The sequence below is a fragment of the Bacteroidota bacterium genome (assembly GCA_016195025.1).
Lineage (GTDB): Bacteria > Bacteroidota > Bacteroidia > Palsa-948 > Palsa-948 > Palsa-948.
Genome location: JACQAL010000002.1, coordinates 63,660 through 82,241, shown reverse-complemented (window position 1 = coordinate 82,241; position 18,582 = coordinate 63,660). Strand labels below are relative to the sequence as shown.

Here is an 18,582-nt window from a genome sequence, read left to right as displayed (position 1 = left end):
AAGAATTCTGACCTGCAATTATTAAAATGAGTTGACTTTTTCTTTACACAATGTCAAAGTAACTTTGTCTTGTAATTAAAAGCCAACATCATGAAAAAAAATCTTCTTCTTCTCGGATTTTCATTTACAGTCACTTCTGTTTTCTCTCAGAACTATTGCGGTTCTGCAAGATATGACACGGAAATTTTTCCGACTGTGATTACTTCCAGCAATGTTTCCTATGGACAGAACATTGACATAAACGGGAATAACCAAATTCTTATTATGGATGTGTATGAACCTTCAGGAGATGTTGCACCCAAACGTCCGCTAATCATTTTTGCGCATGGAGGAGGATTCGTGCTTGGCTCTAAAACAGACCAGTACGCGATTGATTATTGCACTGCGTTCGCCAAGCGCGGGTATGTTGCAGTTTCGATTGACTACCGAATGGGAATGGCTTGGCCCGCAACAGCAAAAGATTTTGAAAGCGCAACATGGAGGGCGATGCAGGATATGAAATCTGCAATTCGTTTTTTCAGAAAGGATGCGTCAACAAATAATATCTATAGAATTGATCCAAATTATATTTTCGCAGGAGGCGCTTCTGCAGGAGGATTCATGGTGGTTCAACTTGCATATTTAGATAAACCATCAGAAGTTCCTTCTGCGATTGATACTAATTTACTGGGAGGACTCGAAGGCAGCAGCGGAAATTCCGGATACTCTTCTTCTGTGAATGCCATCGTCAATCTTTGCGGTGCCATCTTTGACACAACATGGATGCAACCCGGAGATATTCCGATGGTGAGCGCGCAAGGAGGAGCTGACGAACTTGTTCCGTACGACACGCATATGATGAGCGACCCGCTTGGATTGCCTATCATGACGGTAAGCGGAACCTGCACGATGCACATCCGCGCTTATCACATCGGATTGACAAATCCTTATCACACTTATTATGGACAACACCATACTTCTCCCGGTTCTCCGCAGGCAAATTTGGATACGACTATTTTTATTTCAAGTGATTTTCTTTATCAGCAATTGGGATGCACGCCAAGCAGTTCGGTTTCATATACCAACCAGCCGACTTGTGCAGGAAGCCCGCCACCCCCACCTCCGCCTCCTCCGACTTCAACACAAGAATTTATTTTATCGGAAGAAAATATAAATGTGTTTCCGAATCCATCAAGCGGGGAGTTCGAAGTTCGGAGTTCAGAGTTCAAAGTTGAAAAAGTAGAAGTTTATGACATAATGGGAAAAATTGTAGAACAAAAAACTCTAAACTCTAAACTCGGAACTCTAAACTTAAACGCTGCGAAAGGAGTTTATTCGGTGAAGATTTATTCTGGAGAAAATTATTTGGTGAAGAAAATAGTTATTGAATAAAAAAGTATATTCATTAACAAATGTTTTTCAATGAAATTATTTTTTTCAATACTTGTTTTATTTTTTCTTTCACTTACTGTTTCTTTTTCACAAAACCAAATTAAAAGAACCAACATCTGGTATTTCGGCAACAAGGCGGGGTTGGATTTTTCCAGCGGCTCGCCTGTGGTGATCGGTGGCGGGCAACTTTTTTCTGCCGAAGGATGCGCAACCATATCTGATGTGAATGGCAATTTTTTATTCAGCACCAATGGCGTGAATGTGTGGAATAAAAATCAAACAATCATGCCGGGCTCATTGGTCGGGCTTTGGGGAGATGTTTCCACTTCGCAAGGCGTGGTGATTGTTCCCAAGCCCTGCGACCCGAACATCTATTATATTTTCAATCAGGAAGGATGCACGGGCGGAAGCTGTCCGCACGGATGCGGATACACTTACTCTACTGTGGATATGACATTGCAAAGCGGGCTGGGAGATGTTTCATCGGCAAACAATGTGCTCATCAATTATAAATGCGCTGAGTGGTCGTCTGCGGTTCATCACGCTAATGGAAATGATGTGTGGGTGATGACGCACGATTCAACGAATAAGTTTTTCGCTTTCCTTGTAACATCAGCAGGCGTGCAGGCGCCAGTGATTACTTCCATTTCACCGGGATTGAGCGGATGCGCTATCGGCTATCTGAAATTTTCTCCCGATGGAAGCAAAGTTTTTTTTCCCAGCTTGGGATATATGTTTGACTTCAACACTACGACAGGAGTTGTTTCCAATCCGCTTAATCTCTCACTGGTGGGAAATTATGGTTCAAGTTTTTCTCCCGATAATTCACGATTATATGTCGTAAATAGTAACAACCTTTATCAATATGATATGCTGGCAGGAACTCCTGCGCAAATTGTCGCTTCTAAAACATTAATTTCTCCTGTGAGTGCATCAGGCGGCATTCATACTTTGCAAAATGCTCTTGACGGGAAAATTTATATTTCGGTATTCAATATGGGAATGGATGTAATCAATAATCCAAATGCGTTGGGTGTTGCCTGCAATTATTCCGCAAATGCAATAGCGCTTACAACTACCTGGCTCGGCTTAACAAATTTTATAGAAAGTTATTTTGATACTACTCTCACTCTTTCTTCGGGCGCGCCCATTGCTAATGCAGGACCTGATGTAACTATTTGCACAGGAGGAAGCGCAACACTCACAGCAAGCGGTGGAGGAAATTATTCGTGGAACACCGGGCAATCAACCTCATCAATTATTGTTTCTCCGACCTCCGCATCTAACTACACAGTTTCGGTTTCAAATGCTTGCGGAAATAATAGTGACAGCGTAAATGTGGTTGTTCAGCCATGCCCAAGTTCCACTCAATGCCCCGCATTTGTGAATCCGGATTTTGAAGGTGGTCCTACAGGATGGGGAATCATTCCAACACCGTGGACAATTTGCCAGACATCTCCCGATGGGTATACGGGTTTGGGTGGCACTCCTTGTCCGCATACCGGAGGTGCAAGCCACGGAACTGATTATGTTGGCGCGGCAGGAGGATTAATTATTCAGGAAAGTTTTTATCAGGTGTTGTCAACTCCGCTTACTGCCGGTGTTCCTTGCGCTTTTACAATTGACATGGCAACGGGCAGCGACAGTTGCTCTTTAACTTTTACAGGATATGTGGAAGTGTACGGCTCTACATCCGGCTGCGGAATAGGAACGAACTTACTTTGGACTTCCCCCGCCATCACCAACATTCCATGGCAAACTTATACAGTGAGTTTTACGCCAACAGCAAATTTCAACACTATATCTTTCGTTGCAAGGTGTGGAAACTGTGGTGGTGTAAATTATGTTTACTTTGATAATATACAGTGCACTGCTGTGGTTTCCACTCCGACAATAACTGCCACCGGAAATTCAATTTGTTCCGGTTCTTGTACAACTATTGCTTCCTCTGTTTCAGGAGGAAGTTCTCCTTACACTTACTCGTGGAATCCCGGAGGGCAGACAACTTCCTCCATCAGTGCTTGCCCCACTTCAAACACAACTTATACAATTACTGTTACCGATGCAAATAATTCTTCAAGCATTGATACTGCGATTGTAAGTGTAACACAAACTCCTGCCGCTGTTATTTCCGGAGCAGCCACTCTTTGTTCGGGACAAAACATAACGCTGGCTGCATCAGGCGGAAATAATTATTCGTGGAACACAGGACAAACAACTTCTTCAATTACTTCAACCTTAACATCAACCTCAACCTTCACGGTCATTGTTTCAAATGGAAATTGTGCAGATACAACTTCAGCAACAGTTTCTGTTTTCCCTCTGCCGTTTGTAAATGCAAGTCCAAATGTTACTGTTTGCCCGGGCTCGGTTGTTACACTCTCTGCAAATGGAAACGGAAATTATTCCTGGAGCACGGGGCAAACCACTTCTGCAATTTTTATTTCTCCAACTGCTACGACATCTTATTCTGTTTCAACTTCAAATTCCTGCGGAACAAGTACGGATTCTGTTATGGTTACGGTTTCAAATTCCATCACTGCATCTGTCAGCGGAAATACCACTATTTGTGCGGGCGATATTGCAACACTCACCGCATCGGGCGGAATAAATTATTCGTGGAGCACGGGACAAACTACTTCATCCATTACTGCCACTGCCACCGCCACTTATTCGGTCATTGCATCCAGCGGAAATTGTGCGGACACTGTTTCGGTTACTGTAATTGTTGCACCGCCTCCCGTTGCAAATGCAAACAGTGCAACTATTTGTGCAGGAGAAACTGCAACGCTCACCGCCAGCGGTGGAGGAAATTATTTGTGGAGCACAGGGCAAACGACAGCAGCAGTGGCAATGGCAGCAGCAGGCAGTTATTCGGTGATTGTAACTATAGGTTCGTGCAGCGATACTGCGTATGCAAATGTTATAGTAAATCCTTTACCCACCGCAAGCGCAGGAACAGATATTACAATTACACAAGGACAAACTACAACACTCATTGCAAGCGGAGGTGGAAATTATTTGTGGAGCAATGGTGAAACTACAGTTGCAGCAGCAGTGTCACCGGCAGTAACAACGGTTTATTGCGTTACGGTTACAAATTCTTTCGGCTGTTCAGATTCAGATTGTGTGACCGTGTTTGTAAAAATTGAGCCGGTAAACTGTGATTCTGCAGGAGAACTTTTCTTGCCTAACGCATTTTCTCCCAATGGCGATGGAGAAAATGATGAACTGAAAATCTACTACGGCAGTTATGACTGCTTAGAAAAACTTCACATTGTAATCTATAACCGATGGGGAGAAAAGGTCTTTGAATCTTCTGACCCTCAATTCAAATGGGACGGCATTTTCAAAAATAAAATTATGGACTCTTCTGTGCTTGCATATATTCTGGAAATAAATTACAAAGACGGAAGCCAGACGAGGAAAGCAGGGAATGTTAGTGTGATAAGATAAAGATTGGAGCAACACGGTTGCATTTATTCCGCAATAGCGCAAAGCAATGTATGCGTATTGCCAGGTAATGTTCATACATCGCTCTCTGATGTACATACATCGCTCTCCTATGTTCATACATCGTTCTCTTATGTACCTACATCGAAAAGCACTATACATACATTCCTCTTTAATAAAGATAAATCACGCTTCAAGGCAGGTACATTGCGCGCTGATACACATACATAATCCGTTCATGCAGCTCTATTGCTTTTGCATATTAATACATCGCTCTTGCATGCAGCCATATCGGTATTTAATAGAGATATATTTTTCGGTAATGTGAATACATTGCTCTTTAATGTATGCTGATTTCTTTCTTTTTTAGAAGCATAATGAAACTGGCGGACATTTCCGAAAACGAACTATAAAACTTCTGTAACTGTCTCCCTCCCTGTTGCAGACACATCACTGATTGATAAAGGATATTTCCGTATAGAGTTTGACCTGCAATTATTGAGTTGTTTTGGGTTGGCTATTCCATTGGCGCGAGGTAATTTTGTGTTGTAAATTTTACGCCAACATCATGAAAAAAATTTCTTCTCTTTCTTTTTCTGTATTTATTACCTTCTGCCTTTTGCCTTCTGCCTTCTGCCTTGCGCAAGGAGTTTGGACGCAAAAAACAAATTTTCCCGGAACGAAACGACCAGACGCAGTAGGATTCGCCATCGGAAGCAAGGGCTATCTCGGAATGGGCGTGGACAATATCGGAAATTTCAAAAATGATTTATGGGAATACGACCCATCGGCAAATTCATGGGCGCAAAAAGCAAATCTTCCCGCGTTGGGAAGGCAGGGCGCTGCGGCATTTTCCATAGGGAATAAAGGATATGTAGGAATCGGGGTTAACAACGGAAATAATTATGTTCCGGATTTTTGGGAATATGACCCATCTACAAATTCATGGGTGCAGAAAGCAAATTTTCCCGGAGCAGCGCGCTCAATGCCGGTGAGTTTTTCTATCGGAAATATCGGCTATGTTGGAACCGGTTATGACGGAACAACTTTCATGAAAGATTTCTGGGCGTATGACCCCGCTTCAAATTCATGGACGCAGAAAGCGAACTTTGGCGGGAGCGCGCGCGTTACCGCTGTCGGATTTTCTATAGGGAATTTTGGTTATCTCGGAACAGGAAGCGCAACATCGGGCTATCTAAAAGATTTCTGGCAGTATGACCCTGCTTCTAATTCATGGACGGCAAAAGCAAATTTCCCCGGGCTTGCGCGCTCCGAAGCAACCGGTCTTGCCATCGGAAATTTAGGATACATCGGAACAGGATTTAACGGCAACACTTACTTCAATGATTTTTATTCTTACAATCCCGCAACAAATTCATGGACTGCAATTCCGAATTTCATCGGCACGGCACGAATTGGAATTGAACATTCTGCTTTCGCAATTAACTGTCACGGCTATTTCGGAACAGGGCTTGACAAACTCGGAAATTATTTCAATGATTTTTATGAATACTTTGACCCGTCAAATAATCCCTGCGGAGTTGTTACTATTGCGGCAACTTCAACAAATGTTTCCTGTTTCAATTCCTGTAACGGAACAGCATCATCAACTCCAACGGGCGGAAGTTCTCCTTACACATTTCAATGGCTTCCTTCCGGGCAGACCACACAAAACATTTCCAACCTCTGCGCAGGAAATTATTCAGTGGTAGTGTTTGATGCGAACGGAAACAGCGATACGACCAGCGTCTCCATTACACAGCCGTCTCAACTTATTTCAACAATAAATTCTACCGATGCAACCTGCGGGAATAATAATGGAACGGCAGCAGTTGCAGCGGCAGGAGGCAGCCCTTCTTATACTTATTTATGGAATAACGGGCAAACTTCATCAGCAATTTCAAATTTATCCGGAGGAAATTATTCAGTAACGATTACGGACGCGAATGGATGTAGTACCTCTCAAACTGTGGCGGTGAACTCAACTTCTGCTGTTACCGTACAAGCAAGCGGAGACACTACGATTACGGTTGGCGGAAACGCAGTTCTCAGCGGCAACGGTAGCAGCGGAAGTTATGTTTGGAGCAATGGGCAAAGTGGAAATATAATAAATGTTTCTCCGCTCGTCACAACAGTTTATTGCGTTGCTGTTTCTGATTCAGGTTGCACGGATACAGCTTGTGTTACAGTGAAAGTTGAACCGATTGACTGTTCGGCAAGCATTTACCTGCCCAATGCTTTTTCTCCGAACGAGGATGGAGAAAATGATTTGTTTTATCTTTACGGAAAAAAAGAATGTGTGGAATCGCTTCACATCCGAATTTACAACCGCTGGGGAGAAAAGATTTTCGAATCATCTGATAAAAATTTTCAATGGGATGGTGAATTCAGAGGAACAACCATGAATACCGCTGTGCTCACTTTTTATTGCGACATTAATTTGACAAGCGGAACAAAAATTCATAAGCAAGGAAATGTTTCGCTGGTTCGCTGAAAATATTAGACGTAATAGTTTTTTATGAAAAATAAAATGAGTACTATTGTATTCTTGAAATGAATCATTACAAAATATATTTACTTGTATTTGGGGTTTTTGTATGCACTATTTGTTTTGCACAGGATGATTGCACTACAGCAATAGACCTTGGACAAACTTGTGCATCTGCTACTGGTGGCGGAGCAGGATGTAGTCCTGCCGGTTTGGGCAATGCTTTTTGCGGATGCGGTACCAACTATTGTAAATTTGATCCATCGGCATACACTTGCGCTACTTCTCCTAATGCGCCAAAATGCATAGGAGTTTCATGTCCTGTTACTGGGAATGATGTTTGGTTTAAATTCAAAGTGCCTGCAGGATTAAACACAGTTGATATAGAAGTTTCAAGGGAAGATGTAACCGCAACTGTAATGAATCTTAAAATATATTCTACTACTTCCTCATGTATTTCTGGAGGTTGCGCTGGCTTATCACAACTTAACTGTTATTCTAGTTCTTGTTCTCCAGGCTGCGGTATAATGACTACATCCGGATTAACTGGAGGAAATTGTTATTTTGTCAGAGTTATTTATGACGGAGCAAATCCACGTTTTTCTATCTGTATTGGCAAAGCAGTTTTATTACCTATTGAACTTCTTTCTTTTAATGCATTTCCCATTTCCCCAAAAGAACTTCAAGTAAACTGGATAACTGCCACCGAAACCAACAACGATTATTTTTCCATTGAGCGCAGTGTTGATGGAATTAATTTTTCTTCTATCGGAACAGTTAAAAGCGCAGGCAATTCTTCCACGCAAAAAACATATTCATGGATTGATACAGACCCGGTTGTTGGAACTTCTTATTACCGATTAAAGCAAACCGACTTTGATGGCAAGTTTGAAATCTTCAATCCTGTTTCTGTTGACTTTGACCCGAATAATGTTGAATGGATGTTTGTGAATCCAAATCTTGTTTCTTCATCGGATAAAATCAATCTTGAACTTACAAATCTCCCTTCGTGCAATGATATTTCCATTCATCTTTACGATTTGAATGGAAACGCTGTTTACTCAAACACACTTCCGCTTGATGTAAATGGACAAGGAATCATTACTTCACTTGATGTTCCTTCTCATCTTTCTTCAGGCATGTATGCGCTCAGCGTTTCCTGCGGAAACAGAGTTGGCGTGAAAAAGATAGTTGTTCAGTAACTATTTACCTTGTTTAAAAGAGGATGTGCATTTGATGCCCTCGTTCAAAATAAAAATTTATTTTACGGCTGTTATCTAAATTTTTTCAATCCGCTGATTGTTATTTTATTTCAAAATATAACTTGTACTCCTGCCTCCTGCCCGCTCTTTCTGCAAAATATTTTTATCCATTAAATCATTTATATCGCGGAGAGCCGTATCGGGTGAACACTTGGCGATTTTTGCCCACTTGGATGAAGTAAGCTTTCCTGTAAAACCATCAAAAAGTTTATTAATGAGCAAACGCTGCCGTTCATTGATGGTTGTTTCAGTGTGCTTATCCCAGAACTTTGCTTTATTCAAAACACGTTTTAGAATTTTATCCGTTGCATTTAATGCGCGGTCTAAACAAAGCAAAAACCATTTCAACCATTCGGTAATGTCGAGGTTCCCTTTTTGAGTTCTTTCCAGAATTTCATAATATGCATTTCGTTCAAGGCGAATTTGTGCAGACATGCTGTAAAAACGTTGAGAGCCGTTGTCTGCTTTTGCCAGTTGCATATCCGCAATAGCGCGGGCAATACGTCCGTTGCCATCATCAAAAGGATGGATGGTTACAAACCAAAAATGCGCAATAGCGGATTTCAATACTGCATCTGTGGAATTATTGGTATTAAACCATTCTAAAAGTAATTGCATTTCTTTTTTCAAACGATTTGATTCGGGTGCTTGGTAATGTATTTTTTCCTTGCCCATAGCGCCTGAAACTACTTGCATGGGACCTTTCTTATTATCCCTCCAATTACCAACGACTATTTTATACATTCCGCTTCTTCCTGCAGGGAATAATGCTGAATGCCATCCGAATAATCGGTCTTTAGTAAGTTTCCGATTATAATTTTGTGTTGCATCCAGCATCATTTCAACAACACCCTCTACATTTCTATCGGCAGGAACTAACCCTGCGATATCCATTCCCAATCGTCTTGCTATTGAGGAGCGGACTTGCTCCGGGTTCAAAATCTCCCCTTCAATCTCGGTTGACTTCAACACATCAAGCGTTAAAGTTTGCAAAACAGTTTCATTCCTCGTAGCGAAACCCAGCATCTCCATGTACCCTTTTAAGCGGCCTTGTTTATGCCTTATGTTTGATAAAATAGGCAGAACGACTTCATTGTCCCAAGTGAAATGAGGCCATTTATTCCGCTGATGTATGTATATACCTGCCATTTTTATTTTCCTTGTTTATGCGGTGGAAATAGTATTTAATCTCCGCAAATATACGGTAAATAGTTTTATTATTCTCCGCAAAATGTCATAAATAATTTAATAGAAGATACGAATGGGAAGTGGGGAAAGGAGTGGGGAAAATGTCAAGCATTACAACCAAATGCATACATTTGCTTTGGTTATTTGAAAAATATTCGGCATTTATAGATGGCGCACTGACTGAAAATCCGTGTGTCGCTGGTTCAACTCCAGTAGATGCCACACTTTTCTTCCTATGAAAATCAATCATACTGTTGCCGAACGTTTTCTTCGCTACGTTCAGATTGATACGCAATCTGACCCGAACTCTCCAACTTATCCGTCTACTGAAAAACAAAAAAATCTTGGAAAAGTTTTGACGGAAGAACTTTTAGCTATGGGAATTTCTGACGCGCATATGGATGAGAACGGATATGTGTACGCAACTTTGAATTCAAACACAACTAAAAAAGTTCCGGTGATTTGTTTTTGCTCGCACATGGATACATCGCCCGATTGTTCGGGAAAAGAGGTGAAGCCCATTGTGCATAAAAGTTACAACGGAAAAAACATTACCCTTCCGAATTCCACCGATGGACAAAAAGTAATTCTCTACCCGAAGGAGCATACTGATTTGAAAAATCAAATCGGCAATGATATTATTACTGCTGATGGAACAACACTTCTTGGCGCAGATAATAAAGCCGGGCTTGCAGAAATCATGGACGCAGTGTATCACCTCGTAAAAAAGCCGCAGATAAAACACGGCACCATTAAAATTCTTTTCACGCCCGATGAGGAAATCGGAAGAGGTGTTGACAAAGCCGATATGAAAAAACTCGGAGCCGATTTTGGCTATACGATGGATGGAGAAACACTCGGGCATTTGGAAGACGAAACTTTTTCTGCCGATGCAGTTACAATCACAATCAACGGCTTCAGCACGCATCCCGGTTTTGCGAAAGGAAAAATGCAGAGCGCAATCAAAATCGCTTCCGAGCTGATTGAAAAACTTCCGAAGAAAAAACTTGCGCCTGAAACTACGGAGAAGAAAGAAGGATTCATTCACCCGACTTCCATGAGCGGAACGATTGAGAAAATGGTTTTGAAATTTATCATCCGCGATTTTTCAGAAAGCGGATTGAAAAAGCACGAAGCATTCCTGAAGAAGCGTACAAAAAATATTCTGAAGAAATATTCCAAATGCTCATTTGAGTTTGAAGTGCACGAGCAATATCGTAACATGAAAAATGTTTTGAAAAAAAATCCGCAGATAGTTGAATACGCTATGGAAGCAATCATGCGAAGCGGAATAAAACCAATTCGCTCGAGCATTCGCGGAGGAACAGATGGTTCGCGCCTTTCTTACATGGGGTTGCCATGTCCAAATATTTTCGCAGGCGAACATGCGTTTCATTCTAAACAGGAATGGGTTTCTGTTCAGGACATGCAGAAAGCAGTTGAAACCATTGTGAACCTCTGCATGATTTGGGAAGAGAAATCGTAATATTGCAAAATGCAATCGAAAAATTCTCGTCCTCTTTTTCTTTTTTATATTCTTGTTGTGTATGTGCTGATTCAGTTCGCATGGTGGAGTTATTTGCTCATTCAGCAGAACAAAGAAATTTACCAGTTGAAAAGTGAAATCAATCTGCTTCATCACGAAGACCCGCAGTTGGTGATTGAAAAAGGAAACGAACTGGAGAAAAAACTTTTCGCGCGGAAATTAATGATTGCAGGAGAAGGAATGGTTTTTTTGCTTTTGCTTGTAATTGCATTTTTAAGAGTGAGAAACACATTTAAACAAGAAGCCGCGCTTGCCGAACAGCAGAAAAATTTTTTGCTTTCTGTTACGCACGAATTGAAATCTCCGATTGCATCCACTAAACTCGCGCTCGAAACTATTTTGAAAAGAGATTTGCAAAAAGAAAAACAAAAAGAAATTATTTCCAATGCCATTGGCGATACCGATAGATTAAACATGCTGGTGGAAAATATTTTGCTCGCTTCTCGGATTGAAGGAATGGCTTTTGAACTGCACAAAGAAAATGTAAACCTCTCGGAGTATGTTGAAGAAGGAATGAAGCAAACTATTCAAACTTTTCAGCCGAAGCAAAAAATTGTGCTAGATATTCAGCCGAATGTTTCTTTCAGCATTGATAAAACCATTTTTCCTTCCATCATTCTGAATCTTTTTGAAAATGCTGTAAAATATTCTCCGGAGAATTCAATGATAAAAGTCATATTGAAAGAGCAAGGCAACGGAGTAATTTTATCCGTGGCGGATGAAGGCACAGGAATTTCAGCAGAAGAAAAAGAAAATATTTTTAAAAAATTTTACAGAGTGGGTAGCGAAGAAACACGCAGGACAAAAGGAACAGGTCTTGGATTATACATTGTGAAATATCTTGTGGAGAAACACGGAGGAAAAATTTTAGTGAAGGATAACCTGCCTGCCGACAGGCACGGTTCTCCGAGAGGAACTATATTTGAAGTAGTGTTATGAATAAAAAACTTGTCTTAATAATTCTTGACGGCTGGGGAATCGGTGATGGTTCCAAAGCAGATGCGATTGCAAATTCGAAAACTCCTTTTTACAATCATCTTCTGAAAACATATCCGCACTCGCAGCTTCTCACCAACGGAGAAAATGTTGGACTTCCCGAAGGACAAATGGGAAATTCAGAAGTCGGGCATCTGAACATTGGCGCAGGAAGAATTGTTTATCAGGACCTAGCGAAAATAAATAAAGCAGTCCGTGAAAAAACTATTGACAAAAATCCGGTGCTGATTCAGGCGCTCGAATACGCAAAAAAAAATAACAAAGCGCTTCATCTTATGGGTTTAGTTTCTCCCGGAGGAATTCATTCGCATGAAAAACATTTATACAAACTCTGCGACTTAGCGAAAGAACATAAACTTGAAAAAGTTTTCATTCACGCATTCATGGACGGAAGAGATTGCGACCCGAAAAGCGGATTGAAACATATTCAGAATTTAGAAAATCATTTGAAGAACTCTACCGGAAAAATTGCAACTGTCATAGGAAGATATTACGCAATGGACCGCGACAAACGCTGGGAGCGAATCAAACTTGCATACGATATGCTCGTGAACGGAACCGGAAAAAAATTTTCCAATGCGGAAGAAGCCGTTAAAAGTTCCTATGCAGAAAATGTGACGGATGAATTTATCAAGCCCTGTATTGTTTCCGATGAAGGAAAAATTAAAGAAGATGATTGCGTGATTTGTTTCAACTTCCGTACAGACCGATGCAGAGAAATTACAACCGTGCTCACGCAAAAAGATTTTCCTGATTTCGGAATGAAAACAATTCCTTTGCATTATGTAACCATGGCGCGCTATGATGATACATTTAAAAATGTGAATGTGATTTTTGAAAAAGATAATCTGAGCATGACACTCGGAGAAGTGCTGAGCAAAGCAGGCAAAACGCAATTACGAATTGCAGAGACAGAGAAATATCCTCACGTTACATTTTTCTTTTCGGGCGGAAGAGAAAAAGAATTTGAAGGTGAGAAACGAATCATGATTCCTTCTCCGAAAGTTGCCACGTATGATTTAAAACCCGAAATGAGTGCAGTAGAAGTTACCGATGCCTTGGTAAAAGAAATTTCTCCGAACTCTAAACTCCCAACTCCTGACTTTGTCTGCCTGAACTTTGCCAATCCCGATATGGTTGGGCACACCGGAGTTTATTCAGCAGTACAAAAAGCAATTGAAACCGTTGACGAATGCAATCGCAGAGTGGTTGAAGCCGGATTAAAAAATAATTATTCGTTCATCATTATTGCCGACCATGGAAATGCGGAATACATGATTAATCCCGATGGTTCGCCAAACACAGCGCACACCACTAATCCGGTTCCCTGTATTTTAATTGATAGTGATTACAAAAAGATTTCCAACGGAAAACTTGCCGACCTTGCTCCCACCATTTTAAAAATTATGGGAATTGAAATTCCGAAGGAGATGACGGGAAAAATTTTGATATAAGAAATATTACTTGATAATAATGCCTTGCCGGTGTTTTCTTTCAGCAGAATTTATAAGAAGTAAATAATACCCAGAAGCAAGAGCACTAACATCTATTCGAATTTTATTTAAAGAAGTATCATATGCCTGATGAAGAAGAGTTCTTGCAAGAACATCAATAATGTTTATTTCTTTAACATCTTGAGGGCGGGAAAACTCAATAAAAATTTCTGAAGTGGCAGGAGAGGGATAAATTTCATACTCAGAGTTTTCATTCGGTGAAACAATTCCGGTGAAACTACCGACAGAAATAGAAATACTCCAGGAACATCCGTTCGAATCCCAAACATTAACAGCATACGCGCCTGCACATAAGCCGGAGCAGGAAGAAGTGGTGCACCCATTATTCCATAAATAAGTATAAGGAGGATTGCCTCCTGAAGGTGTTGCGGAAACAGTGCCGTTGCAATTTCCGGAATCAGGAGTGGAAATTACAGAAAGCAAAAGCGCGGGAGGATTTGCAACAGATACAGAAACAATATTTGTGCATCCATTATTATCCATAACAGTAACTGTATAATTGCCGGCAGAAAGTCCTGTAATAGTTTGAGAAGTTTGCCCATTGCTCCACGAATAGGAATACGGAGCAATTCCTCCATTTGCATTAACAGTAGCGGTTCCGTTATTACCGTTATAGCAACCTGGATTATTCACCGAAACAGATGCAGTAAGAGGTGAAGGGCTATAGATAGTGATTGTGTGTGTTCCCGTGCAATCATTACTATCGGTAACTGTAACGATATAATTTCCTGCCTGAAGGCCGGTAGCATTCTGACCTGTTTGTCCATTGCTCCAAACAAACGTATAAGGAGAAGTTCCATTGTATGCATTTACAGAAGCGCTTCCATCTGATGAATTATAGCAGGAACAATTCGTAAAAGCAGAAAGAGCAACAACAATTGCAAAAGGATTTGAAATTGTAATTGTATTTGTTGCAGAACATCCGTTTGAATCAGCAACTACAACACTATAATTTCCTGCTGAAAGGCCGGTAATAGTTTGAGTTGTTCCTCCATTGCTCCAGTTGTACGAATAGGGCAAGGTTCCGCCCGATGCAGAAATGCTCGCGCTTCCGTTATTTCCGCCATTACAAACAGGATTTGTTCCGGAACCTGATAAATTAATTTGAACAGGCGGAGTAATTGTGAAAGTTTTTGTATCAACACATGAACTATCATTCACTGTTACAGAATAAGTGCCAGCAGTTAATCCCGTAGCGGTTTGGGTAGTTTGCCCGTTGCTCCATGAAAAAGAATAAGGCGGTGTGCCTCCTGAAACATTTACTGTTGCCGAATCATTCGGAAGACAGGAGTTGCCGTATGTATTTATCGTAATATTCATTGTTGAAGTGGAAGTGGATTGTGTAACCACCCATTGATTTGCACCGGAGCAGCAAACCCATGGCGTGCATCCGCAAATATTATGCTGGGAGCAAGTGTGAACACAACAGGAATCATATCCGCCAGGGCTACAATCAATATTGCAGCAGCATTTTCCGGCACAGTTCACAGGTGATTCAACAAAAAACTCTCCTTGTGTCCACGTACAACAAGTGCCTGAAAAATTTTGACTATTGCCTGTCGGGCAGGAATCAGAAGGCGCAATCTGAATAGAAGGACAAGGACCAAAAACCACAGGAGGAGCAACTGTTTTAAGCGCATCGGCTTGCTGAGAAAAAATAGTTTCTCTTTCTGAAAGTTTTATCTCGTTTGCATTTTGTTTTTCTTTCTCTTTCTGTGAATTGATTTTGGTTCCGTTTTGTTTTCTGAAATCGAAATAGAAATCAAATGAGCGAACAGCGCTGAAAGTTATTTTTTCATCCTTCCAAATAAATTTCAGGCGGTAGTACCATTGATACTTTTTGTTACCGGCCATAAACTCAGGAATAATTTGATTATAAATAAATCTTCCCGGGCCGGTTTCGGTAGTGTATAGTAATTGATTGTACGGTGCATCAATAATTTTTTGCAACTGAGTTTTCGATAAACCCATAAGGTCCGGTAATTTTTCAGAAGACATTTGACGGGATGCGATTTCGGAAAATTGTTTGCCGTCTTCGCTTCGCTCAAGAATAAATTCCTTCAGCGCGGGATTTTGAATTTCATCCCACACCAAATGAACGGAAGAATAATTGTCAACGCCAATGAAAAAGAAAAAACCGGTTTCCTCTTTGAAAAAATCCTGCCCCTGCTTTGAAGTTTGAGCAAAAAAAGAAAAATGAGCAATGAAGAAAAAAGAAATTAAAGTGAAAACCTTTTTCATTTTATTATTCCTTCAAAAACTTCGTCCGGTAAAGATTTTTTTCATCCTTCAGTTCAAGAAAATAAATTCCCGCAGGAAGTTTTGCCACTGAAAGCGTGTTCGGAAATTTCTTCGCGGAAGAAAAATTTTCGCTCAGCGCTTTTTTCCCTTCCGAATTATACACTGAAATTTCTTTCACCGTTCCTCCGTTAGGATAAGAAAGATTGACGGAAAGATTTTCTGTTGCCGGATTCGGATAAATGCTGATAAATTCATTCATCAGATATTCAGGCACTCCCTGCACGCAAATAATGGTTGCAGTTGTTCCTCCGTAATTAAAAGACCCATCGCTAACTCCAACGGAATAAGTTCCCGGGCAAAGCCCCGTAGCCACCGGACCGGTGCCACCACTTGGCACCCATTGGTAGGTGTAAGGCGGACTTCCGCCTGTAACCGTTACTGATGCCGAGCCGTTGCAGGGCGCAGTGCAAACTGATGCATCGGTATGCGTGGCGGTTACCGTGAGTGATGCCGCCTGAGAAAAAAGATAAGATGAAAAAGTGCCCGAGAGGATAAAGAGTAAAAGTTTTTTCATGTTGATTATTTTTTGCTAAGATAAACTATAATCAAATATATACAACTTAAATTTTATTAATCCAGGTTAAAAACTTTTTTCGGCAACCTCAGAAGGCATCAATTCTTCTATCTTTGCTGAAACTTCCCTATGAAAAAAATAATTTTTCTGTTCTTCATCACGGGCTTGCTATTTTTCTCCTGTGAAAATAACCCCTCTGCAACCCGGCAACTCATCAACCCGCCAGATGCAGATTCTTCTTTTTCAAAATTCAGTGCCAACTTCATAGAGGATTTATGGAAACTTTACCCCGGATGGGCTTCATCACAAGGATATCATAAATATGACAGTGTTCTCGTTGTGACCGATGAGGCGTTTCATCAAAAAGAAATTGCTTTTGCAAATGAAAAGCTGGAAGCGCTGAAAAAAATGGACATCACAAAACTTTCTTCTTCCAACAAAACAGATTTTCACATTCTCGATAACATGCTGAACGGAATTATTTTTAATGTAAATGAATTCCGTGAATATGAATGGAATCCTGCTTCGTATAATGTGAGTTCAACCTTTGCAGATATTCTTCAGAATAAAAATGAACCGAACGAAGAAAAACTCCGCGCGCTTTCTCAGCGCATGAAACCTATTAAAGCATATTATGAAAATGCGAAAAAGATGATTAAGAATCCAACCATTGAACATACCGATTTGGCGATTCAGCAAAACAAAGGAGGAGAAGAAGTTTTTACGGGAATGATGATGGATTCGCTGGCGAAATGCAAAATGGATGAACACGAAATTCAGATAATCGAAATGCAGATTAAATATTTTGTGAAAGTCATTGACGATTATGTTTCCTGGCTGAAAGATTTGCGCTCGAAGTTGAATCCCCCTAAGTCCCCCTTTTCAAAGGGGGAAAGCGAAGCAGGGGGATTTGAAGCGCGTTCTTTCAGAATAGGAAAAGATTTATACGAGAAGAAATTTATGTACGATATCCAATCGCATTTTACTGCCGAAGAAATTTACAATAAAGCCGTTCAGCGCAAGGACGAGATTCAAAAAGAAATGCTGGGCATTACTAAAAAGATTTTTCACAACTATTTTCCCAATATCCGACTGAGTGGTTTCACAAAATCGGAAGTTAAAATGCTCATAGACGAAATTTCTAAAAAGCATGTGAAGCCCGGAGATTTTCAAACCGAAATAGAAAAACAAATTCCCATGCTTACAAAATTCGTGAGCGACAAAAATCTATTATACATGGATCCTGCAAAACCATTGGTGGTTCGTAAAGAACCTGCTTACATGGCAGGAGTTGCGGGCGCTTCCATGTCTTCACCCGGTCCGTATGACAAAGAGGGAAATTCTTATTACAACGTTGGTTCGCTGGCTCATTATTCAAAAGAAGAAGCCGAAAGTTATCTGCGTGAATACAATCATTACATCCTGCAAATACTTTCCATTCACGAAGCCATTCCGGGGCATTACGCGCAATTGATTTACAGCAATCAATCGCCCAGTAGGGTGAAAAGTTTATTCGGCAACGGAGCAATGATTGAAGGATGGGCGGTTTATTCAGAACGCCTCATGCTTGAAAACGGTTTTGGCGCAGGACCCGATTCACTTGAAATGTGGCTGATGTATTATAAATGGCATTTGCGCTCTGTATGCAACACCATTTTGGATTACAGCGTGCATGTTCGCGGAATGAGCAAAGAAGATGCAATCAAATTTCTGGTGGAAGATGCTTTCCAGCAAAAACAGGAAGCCGAAAATAAATGGAAGCGGGTTTCCCTCACGCAAGTTCAGTTGGATTCTTACTTCACCGGCTTCACCGAAATTTATGAACTAAGGGAAGAGATGAAGAAAAAACTTGGAGAGAAATTCAACCTGAAAGAGTTCAATGAGAAGTTTCTCAGTTATGGCAGCGCTCCGGTGAAATACATCCGGCAATTAATGCTTGAAAATTAACT

The 18,582-nt window shown here is 40.8% G+C and carries 11 protein-coding genes and 1 tRNA gene; 9 read left to right on the top strand and 3 right to left on the bottom strand.

Translation table 11 applies throughout. From position 1 onward, the window contains the following. The first annotated feature begins 90 nt into the window (after positions 1–90). From HY063_00370 to HY063_00355, 4 genes are all read left to right on the top strand, one after another. On the top strand, positions 91–1,371 hold the full coding sequence (locus HY063_00370) for a T9SS type A sorting domain-containing protein (protein MBI3500226.1): 1,281 nt from the start codon (positions 91–93) through the stop codon (positions 1,369–1,371). A gap of 30 nt (positions 1,372–1,401) precedes the next feature. Continuing rightward, on the top strand, positions 1,402–4,827 hold the full coding sequence (locus tag HY063_00365; GenBank protein MBI3500225.1) for a gliding motility-associated C-terminal domain-containing protein: 3,426 nt from the start codon (positions 1,402–1,404) through the stop codon (positions 4,825–4,827). Positions 4,828–5,392: 565 nt separating this feature from the next. Next, the gene (locus HY063_00360; protein MBI3500224.1) at positions 5,393–7,318 is read left to right on the top strand and encodes a gliding motility-associated C-terminal domain-containing protein; all 1,926 of its coding nucleotides are present in this window, start codon (positions 5,393–5,395) and stop codon (positions 7,316–7,318) included. Positions 7,319–7,377: 59 nt separating this feature from the next. Beyond that, entirely contained in the window at positions 7,378–8,514 is a 1,137-nt protein-coding gene (locus HY063_00355) for a T9SS type A sorting domain-containing protein (protein ID MBI3500223.1), read from the top strand. Positions 8,515–8,619: 105 nt separating this feature from the next. Here the strand turns inward: HY063_00355 and HY063_00350 are convergent, their stop codons facing one another. Next, a complete protein-coding gene (locus tag HY063_00350) occupies positions 8,620–9,723 on the bottom strand; it encodes a Fic family protein (GenBank protein ID MBI3500222.1) in 1,104 nt (367 codons plus the stop codon). A gap of 196 nt (positions 9,724–9,919) precedes the next feature. On the opposite strand from HY063_00350, the gene HY063_00345 reads away from it, so the two are divergent. The 4 genes from HY063_00345 (at position 9,920) to HY063_00330 (ending at position 13,758) form a co-directional block, all read left to right on the top strand. Beyond that, positions 9,920–9,984: transfer RNA gene (locus HY063_00345), tRNA-OTHER, on the top strand. A 13-nt stretch (positions 9,985–9,997) separates the two neighbouring features. Continuing rightward, on the top strand, positions 9,998–11,248 hold the full coding sequence (pepT, locus tag HY063_00340) for a peptidase T (protein MBI3500221.1): 1,251 nt from the start codon (positions 9,998–10,000) through the stop codon (positions 11,246–11,248). A gap of 9 nt (positions 11,249–11,257) precedes the next feature. Next, positions 11,258–12,247 (top strand): two-component sensor histidine kinase, encoded by a 990-nt coding sequence (locus tag HY063_00335; protein MBI3500220.1) that lies wholly within the window; start codon positions 11,258–11,260, stop codon positions 12,245–12,247. Continuing rightward, entirely contained in the window at positions 12,244–13,758 is a 1,515-nt protein-coding gene (locus HY063_00330) for a 2,3-bisphosphoglycerate-independent phosphoglycerate mutase (GenBank protein MBI3500219.1), read from the top strand. The genes HY063_00335 and HY063_00330 overlap by 4 nt, the downstream gene beginning before the upstream one ends. 6 nt (positions 13,759–13,764) lie before the next feature. On the opposite strand, the gene HY063_00325 is transcribed toward HY063_00330, so the two are convergent. Continuing rightward, positions 13,765–16,059: a T9SS type A sorting domain-containing protein gene (locus HY063_00325; GenBank protein MBI3500218.1), complete on the bottom strand. Its 2,295-nt coding sequence runs from the start codon at positions 16,057–16,059 to the stop codon at positions 13,765–13,767. A 4-nt stretch (positions 16,060–16,063) separates the two neighbouring features. Then, entirely contained in the window at positions 16,064–16,633 is a 570-nt protein-coding gene (locus tag HY063_00320) for a T9SS type A sorting domain-containing protein (protein ID MBI3500217.1), read from the bottom strand. A 129-nt stretch (positions 16,634–16,762) separates the two neighbouring features. Between HY063_00320 and HY063_00315 the strand changes: the two genes are divergently transcribed. Then, positions 16,763–18,580 (top strand): DUF885 domain-containing protein, encoded by a 1,818-nt coding sequence (locus HY063_00315; GenBank protein MBI3500216.1) that lies wholly within the window; start codon positions 16,763–16,765, stop codon positions 18,578–18,580. Positions 18,581–18,582 lie beyond the last annotated feature (2 nt).

What these genes read in the sequence shown, in the direction of transcription:
- HY063_00370 (MBI3500226.1), top strand. Translation starts at nt 91, where the DNA reads ATGAAAAAAAATCTTCTTCTTCTCGGATTTTCATTTACAGTCACTTCT.
- HY063_00365 (MBI3500225.1), top strand. Translation starts at nt 1,402, where the DNA reads ATGAAATTATTTTTTTCAATACTTGTTTTATTTTTTCTTTCACTTACT.
- HY063_00360 (MBI3500224.1), top strand. Translation starts at nt 5,393, where the DNA reads ATGAAAAAAATTTCTTCTCTTTCTTTTTCTGTATTTATTACCTTCTGC.
- HY063_00355 (MBI3500223.1), top strand. Translation starts at nt 7,378, where the DNA reads ATGAATCATTACAAAATATATTTACTTGTATTTGGGGTTTTTGTATGC.
- HY063_00350 (MBI3500222.1), bottom strand. Translation starts at nt 9,723, where the DNA reads ATGGCAGGTATATACATACATCAGCGGAATAAATGGCCTCATTTCACT.
- pepT (MBI3500221.1), top strand. Translation starts at nt 9,998, where the DNA reads ATGAAAATCAATCATACTGTTGCCGAACGTTTTCTTCGCTACGTTCAG.
- HY063_00335 (MBI3500220.1), top strand. Translation starts at nt 11,258, where the DNA reads ATGCAATCGAAAAATTCTCGTCCTCTTTTTCTTTTTTATATTCTTGTT.
- HY063_00330 (MBI3500219.1), top strand. Translation starts at nt 12,244, where the DNA reads ATGAATAAAAAACTTGTCTTAATAATTCTTGACGGCTGGGGAATCGGT.
- HY063_00325 (MBI3500218.1), bottom strand. Translation starts at nt 16,059, where the DNA reads ATGAAAAAGGTTTTCACTTTAATTTCTTTTTTCTTCATTGCTCATTTT.
- HY063_00320 (MBI3500217.1), bottom strand. Translation starts at nt 16,633, where the DNA reads ATGAAAAAACTTTTACTCTTTATCCTCTCGGGCACTTTTTCATCTTAT.
- HY063_00315 (MBI3500216.1), top strand. Translation starts at nt 16,763, where the DNA reads ATGAAAAAAATAATTTTTCTGTTCTTCATCACGGGCTTGCTATTTTTC.